The following is a 4044-nucleotide window of genomic DNA, read 5'->3' as shown; positions in this document are numbered from 1 at the left end:
TTGCGTCAGGAAAGTCCTGGGAAGGAGGATGGATGTAGCCGGAAACCTTTCGAAGTGGTCCAGAGGGTTCAACTCCCTCCCGGCAAAGGTGCAGCCCACCAGCCGGAAGCGAGCCTTGCATGGGCGTCGGCAACGCCGCTCGTGAAGCGTAGGCAGCGGACACCGAAGCCCTGGGGTAGCCCCGAAAACATGTCCCGCTGGAGCCTTCGGAGTGTTGGGACCGGGGGCAGCATCGGCGAGACCGCGATGGCGAGGTCGCGTCGATCCGGCCGGGGTCTTGGAACAGGGCAAAGGTGTGGAATGGACTGCCAGGAAACCTGAGAGATCCCGTGCGGGTCCTCATGCGGCATGCCGGACAGGGGAGCCCGGCTGGACAATGACCCCAGGCCCGAGGGTGGTTCTCCGCCACCGCGGGAGCGCTGCGGCGAGCACGAAGCACGGAGAGGCATGAGGGGCCCCGGACCGAAGCCATAAGGGACGGGGAATGCGCGCGCGGGAAGTCGTAGCGCCTTCGTAGTACCGCTGAAGGCGGGGAACCGGGCTCGCCGGGACCCGCCGGAGGAAAGGGAGGCGCCGTGAGGAGAGACCCATCGGCGGGAAACACGGGAGGGAACCCTGAGTCCCACAAACCTGTCCACGAAACGGCGATGGATAGCCGACATGGCGAGGACGCACCGCGATCGGGCGTTCGCCTCGCTGCACCATGTCCTCGATCTGGAATGGATGCTTGAGGCCTACCGAACCACCCGCAAGGATGGCGCGGCGGGCATCGACGGGATTGCTGCGGCCGACTATGCGGAAAACCTGGAGGCGAACCTTCTCGACCTCCTCGCCCGCATCAAGTCGGGTCGCTACCAGGCCCCGCCGGTGCGCCGCAGCTACATCCCGAAGCCGGATGGATCGCAACGGCCGCTCGGCATTCCGACCTTCGAGGACAAGGTCGCGCAGCGGGCGACCGTCATGCTGCTGGAAGCCATATACGAGCAGGACTTCCTGCCCTGCTCGTACGGCTTTCGCCCCGGCCGGTCCGCGCATGACGCCCTGCACGACTTGCGCGCGGCGTTCATGACGCAGGGCCTGCGGTGGGTGTTGGATATCGACATCAAGCGGTACTTCGACACCATCCCGCACGAGCAGCTGCGGAGCTTCCTTGACCGACGAGTCGTCGACGGTGTCGTCAGGCGCATGATCGACAAATGGTTGAAGGCCGGGGTGCTGGAGAACGGCGCCCTGACCCGCACGACCGAAGGAACGCCGCAGGGCGGGGTGATCTCCCCTCCTACAATCTTGCAAAATACCACTCGGCGCGTTGGGTGGGTTTGGTCCGGGTATGCAGTGAGTTGGCTCGACCCGAAATACGACGTTCACGTCCTGTCGGTCGATCTCGGCCCGCTTCACCAGCAAACGGATCAGCTCGCGGCGCTGCTGCCAATCCGCTGCAGTAAGACTATTCTGAACTCGAGCGGAAAACTCTTCGAGCCGCCCGATGATGAGCGACAGGGTACGTCTCTGTGCGGCTTCGTCGCGCATGGCATTGGCCTGCGTCTCCCACCCCTGGATCCGCTGTCGAAAGCCTGCAAGCCGTGGTTCAAACTCCGATTTTTCAATCAGCCCTTCGGTGTAGCTGTCGATCAATCGGTCCATGCCGCGCCGTAGCTTGGCAAGCTGCAGTTCGACGGCAGTCAGGTCAGAGCTTGCTTCACTGCGTTGCGCTGCGACAAGCCGTCTTTCGTACTCGGTTGCAATGCTGCGTGGATTCCGCAATACGTCCTCGACCTCTTGCCAGACAGCTTCATCCAGTCGGTCGGTGCGGACCTGCTGGTTCGTGCAAACACGTTGACCGCCGAACCGATAAGCGTCGCTACCGCAGCATCGGTAATACGCATAATCTCGTCGTTTGCCCTTTCCCGAGCACAGGCTGACAGGCTTGCCGTAATAAGCATAGCCGCACTGATGGCAGACCAAGAGGCCTTGCAGCAGATAGCGTGCCCCGCGTGCACTCTGCCGGTTTCGTCGGCGGTTCTCTGCCAGCTGCTCCTGCACCGCCTCGAATAGAGCGGGATCTACCACGGCCGGTACCGGCACAGAGATCCACTCCGCAGCAGGTGCATCGACCGGCCGGTGAGCGCGTCGCGGCTGCTCGCTTCCGCCGCGAACTGGGCGCGGCCGGGGTGCTCGTGGTTGGGCGCGGGTTTTACCGAAGCAGGCGTCGCCCCGGTATGCCGGGTTCCGCAGAACGCCCCAGACCGTGCTCCGATCCCATACTGCCTTGCCGCTGCGTGTGGGACGGTCCTGCTGCAGCAAGCGACGGCAGACCTCGCCGATGCTGAGGCGGTCGCGGCCAACCCACTCGAAGATCTGGCGAACCACTTGCGCTTGCTCTTCGACGATCTCATAGCGCGCAACTCCGTCACCGTCGTGCTTGCCAATATAACGATAACCGTACGGCGCTCCGCTGAGAACGATCACCGATCCCCTGCGAGCAGCATGAAGTTTGCCTCGGCGACTTCGCTCCTGGATCTTGGCGCGTTCGTACTCCGCCACCATACCCTGAACCTGCAGGAGCAAGTCGTCTTCGGCCGACACACCGATCGCCCGGTTCAGGAACACGATCTCCACTCCGGCGCGGTGTAGTTCATCCACCAGCAGTACCTGATACGCATAATGGCGGGCCAGGCGGTCGGGTGAATGGACGTAAACTCGGTCGAGGCCGCCAGCAGCGGCCAGATCACGCAGCCGCTCCAAGGCTGGTCGAATGAGCGTGGCACCGCTGAAGCCGTCGTCGACGAAGCACTGATCAGCTGGAAGTCTCTGTCCATCACTCGAGGCCCGGGCCTGCAAGGCATCAAGCTGGCTGGCGATCGTCTGGCCGCCGCTGGGTGGTTCAGACGAGACCCGAGCATAGATAGCGACGCGTTGGAGCTGCTGCATGTTAGCCTCTCCCTATGCGCTGGACCGCTTGCGATGTCGTCGTAGCCGCTGACACTGGGTCCCTGTTGACCTCGAGTGGTGGGCGAACCCGTCGCTCGAGTACAGGAACCAAACACTCGAAGGCTGCGGCATACTGCGCCGTGCTTCTCCGAGTTACCTCATGGCTTGTCCGGATCAATAACGGCCTTCGATCCTTGTCGCGCCGGGGCATCGGCGCCTCCCTTTTCCGGCAGCCTGGCGCCGGATGTCGGCCAGACTACCAGTGGTGCGCCGCGAAAACCGTCACCATAGCTTGCCTTGAGGCGCTCCCGCTGCACCCTGATCCCAAGCTCGAAGCCAAGTTTGGCAATATTGTAGGAGGGGAGATCTCGCCGCTGCTTGCCAACATCTACCTGCATCATGTGCTGGACGAGTGGGTAGCAGCGGTGGTCGCGCCACGCCTGAAGGGCAGGTACATCCTGGTCCGGTACGCGGACGACCTCGTCCTGGCATTCGAGGGCCACCTCGATGCCCGGCGGGTGTTTCGCGCCCTGGGGCAGCGGCTGAACCGGTTTGGACTCACCCTCCATCCGGAGAAGTCGCGGTTCATCGACTTCCGTTTCCGTCGTCCGGGCGGTCAACGCCACCCGGAGACGAGCGGCACCAACTTCGACTTCCTGGGCTTCACCCATGTCTGGGGACGGTCCAGGCAGGCCAAGAACGTGGTGCGGCAGGTAACGGCAAAGGGCCGGTTCGCCCGTGCCCTGTCGGCGGTGAATGAGTGGTGCCAGCGTAACAGGCACCAGGCCATTCGCCACCAACACGCCCACCTGTCTGCGATGCTGCGCGGCCACTACGGCTACTACGGCATCACCGGCAACGGACGTCGGCTCCGATGGTACCTCCATCAGGTCGAGCGGATCTGGAAGAAGTGGCTATCGCGCAGAGGGCGACACGGAAACTTCCGCTGGGACCGCCTGCGCGAACTGCTGTGCCGCCATCCCCTGCCTCCAACCAGGATCATGCGGCAGTACGCCGTCCCGAGCGAAGCTCTCCCATGAGGAACCGGATGCGGGAAACCTGCACGTCCGGGTCTGTGAGGGGTGGGGGCGGCAACGTCCCCACCTACTCGGC

Annotated in this window: 2 protein-coding genes and 1 pseudogene; 2 read left to right on the top strand and 1 reads right to left on the bottom strand. The window is 63.8% G+C overall.

Annotated elements, in window-relative coordinates:
• The first annotated feature begins 660 nt into the window (after positions 1 to 660).
• Positions 661 to 1656, top strand: a complete 996-nt coding sequence (locus Q7A36_RS38645; RefSeq protein ID WP_305109110.1) for a reverse transcriptase domain-containing protein — start codon at positions 661 to 663, stop codon at positions 1654 to 1656.
• Positions 1657 to 1785: 129 nt separating this feature from the next.
• Here the strand turns inward: Q7A36_RS38645 and Q7A36_RS41970 are convergent.
• Positions 1786 to 2931 (bottom strand): annotated as a pseudogene (locus Q7A36_RS41970) (recombinase family protein); the annotation flags it as partial.
• A 194-nt stretch (positions 2932 to 3125) separates the two neighbouring features.
• On the opposite strand from Q7A36_RS41970, the gene Q7A36_RS38630 reads away from it, so the two are divergent.
• Positions 3126 to 3971, top strand: coding sequence for a reverse transcriptase domain-containing protein (locus Q7A36_RS38630; RefSeq protein WP_305109107.1), 846 nt, complete (start codon positions 3126 to 3128; stop codon positions 3969 to 3971).
• Positions 3972 to 4044 lie beyond the last annotated feature (73 nt).

Source organism: Paracraurococcus lichenis (assembly GCF_030657435.1).
Taxonomy (GTDB): domain Bacteria; phylum Pseudomonadota; class Alphaproteobacteria; order Acetobacterales; family Acetobacteraceae; genus Paracraurococcus; species Paracraurococcus lichenis.
Note: the sequence above shows the minus strand (reverse complement) of the source record. Positions and strands in the feature narration are given on the sequence as shown.

Excerpts from the sequence above, each read along its gene's own strand:
- Q7A36_RS38645 (WP_305109110.1), top strand. The coding sequence starts at position 661 with ATGGCGAGGACGCACCGCGATCGGGCGTTCGCCTCGCTGCACCATGTC.